The 2,381-nt window shown below is 66.9% G+C and carries 2 protein-coding genes; both read right to left on the reverse strand.

Annotated elements, in window-relative coordinates; genetic code table 11:
* On the reverse strand, positions 1-1,478 hold a 1,478-nt coding region (gene kdpA / locus AB4Y99_RS27070), incomplete at its 3' end, for a potassium-transporting ATPase subunit KdpA (RefSeq protein WP_441525514.1).
* 30 nt (positions 1,479-1,508) lie between these two features.
* A complete protein-coding gene (locus tag AB4Y99_RS27075) occupies positions 1,509-1,598 on the reverse strand; it encodes a K(+)-transporting ATPase subunit F (protein ID WP_038364842.1) in 90 nt (29 codons plus the stop codon).
* Positions 1,599-2,381 lie beyond the last annotated feature (783 nt).

Genomic DNA, 2,381 nt, shown 5'->3' on the forward strand with positions numbered 1-2,381 from the left:
AGCATGGTGATGCCCAGGGTGAGGTTGTACCAGAGCGTGTTGGCCGAGAGGCTGGCGAAGGCCGAGCCGTTGTTCGCCGCCGCCGAGGTGTAGGCGTAGAGGATTTCGGAGAAGCCGTGCGGCCCGCTATTGCCGACGCTGGCGACAGCGCCCGGCAACACCGCGGAGATGGCGGTGAAGGTCAGCATGCCGGCCGGCAGGCACAGCACGGCGAGCATCGCCATCTTGACCTCCTTGGCCTCGATCTTCTTGCCGAGATATTCCGGCGTGCGGCCGACCATCAGCCCGGCGACGAAGATCGCCAGCACGACGAAGAGCACGATGCCGTAGAAGCCGGCGCCGACGCCGCCGACGATGACCTCGCCGAGCTCCATGTTGATCAGCGGGATCAGGCCGCCGAGCGCGGTGAAGCTGCCATGCATGGCATTGACCGCGCCGCAGGAGGCCGCGGTGGTGACGACCGCGAAGAGCGCCGAGAGCGGAATGCCGAAGCGGATTTCCTTGCCCTCGAGATTGCCGCCCTGCAGGCCGAGCGCCTGGACGAGCGGGTTGCCGGCGGCCTCGGCCCAGTAGCAGACGATGACGCCGGCGATGAACAGCGTGCCCATCGCGGCGAGGATCGCCCAGCCCTGGCGCTCATTGCCGACCATGCGGCCGAAGACATTGGTGAGGGCCGCGCCGATCGCGAAAATCGAGACCATCTGGAGCATGTTCGAGATGGCGTCGGGATTCTCGAAGGGATGGGCGGCATTGGCGTTGAAGAAGCCGCCGCCATTGGTGCCGAGCATCTTGATCGCGACCTGCGAGGCGACGGGGCCGCGCGCGATCGTCTGCTGCGCGCCTTCGAGCGTCGTCGCCGTGACGGCGGCGTCGAGCGTCTGAGGCATGCCCAGCGCGACATAGGCCAGCGTCAGCACCACGCAGAGCGGCAGGAGGACGTAGAGGATGGCGCGGGTCAGATCGACCCAGAAGCTGCCGACCGTCTTGGCCGAGGCACGGGCGAAGCCGCGAATCAGCGCCACCGCGATCGCGATGCCGGTCGCCGCCGAAACGAAGTTCTGCACGGTGAGGCCGAGCATCTGCGTCAGATAGGACATCGTGCTCTCGCCGCCGTAGTTCTGCCAGTTCGTGTTGGTCACGAAGCTCACGGCGGTGTTGAGGGCGAGATCGGGGGCGACCGTCGCCATGCCGTCCGGGTTCAGCGGCAACCCAGCCTGGACGCGCTGCAGCCCGTAGAGCAGCAACAGGCCGGCGAGGTTGAACAGCAGCAGCGCGACGGCGTAGCCGCTCCAATGCTGCTCCTCGCGCCCATGCGTGCCGGCCAAGGCATAAAGCCCGCGTTCGACCGGCGCGAACAGCGGCGAGAGGACAGTGCGCTCGCCGTTGAAGACGCGCGTCATATAGCCGCCGAGCGGCTTGGTCAGCGCGACGACGAGCGCGCAGAAGACGAGGATCTGGATCCAGCCGTAGAGAGTCATGGCAAAAGCTTCCGGTGGCGCCGAGCGTGGTCAGAACCGCTCGGGGCGGAGCAGCGCATAGGTGAGGTAGACCAGCAGAATCGCGGTCACGGCCCCACCGAGGAGGTAGTCGAGGATCATGGCGCGGTCCCCGACTCAAAGTGCGTCGCAGGCGGCGACATAGGCGAGGGAGGCGGCGAAGAAGGCCAGGCCCAGCCCGATCATGACGATATCCATTGCCGTGGTCCCTTTGGCCGAGGCATTGCGGGCGAACCCCGGCTGCCGCCGCGCCTGCTTTCCAGCGGAAAGGGGCGTGGGCAGACGGATCGACCGTGCAGGGGATTATCGTGAGGCCGGCATAGCCGTTCGAGACGGGCGGGCGCGTCTCAATATAGGAATCTTATAGGAATTCCGCGGCTCGCCATGCGCAAGAGGCCCGCCGGGCGCCGGCATCGGCCGATACGTCCCGAGCCGGGCACGATCGTCCGCGCGGAGCAGACCCTCCGCATCATCCCTATCGAAAGGCGATGCGCGCGGTATGATGAGCGCCATCTGTCGCACGATCCCAGACAGTCCCTTGCGAGGCGGTGCAACATGAAGAAGCTTTTCGCAGTCGCGTGCTGCCTGCTCCTGACGGGGTGCGGAGGGTTCGTGTTCCCCGGCCCGGAGCAGAGCGCTCCGATGGAGTGGGGAGGCCAACCCCAGGCGCCTCAAGGCGCCAACGACTTTCAGCCATCCCGTGCCGACAATCAGATGACCTCGTCCTGCACGATGAGGGGGCAGGGCGTCGTTTGCAGGTGAGGCGCCTGCGAAGCCGTCGCGGGGCAATGATGCCGCGACCGCGCAGACGGGTCGATACCGCCGCGGAGCCGGGCCTTGGCCGAATCACGCTTGGCGCGAGCGCTCTTCAGGCCGATCTAGGAT

The sequence above is a fragment of the Allobosea sp. TAB14 genome (assembly GCF_052113865.1).
In the GTDB taxonomy this organism is placed as follows: Bacteria; Pseudomonadota; Alphaproteobacteria; order Rhizobiales; family Beijerinckiaceae; genus Allobosea; species Allobosea spartocytisi.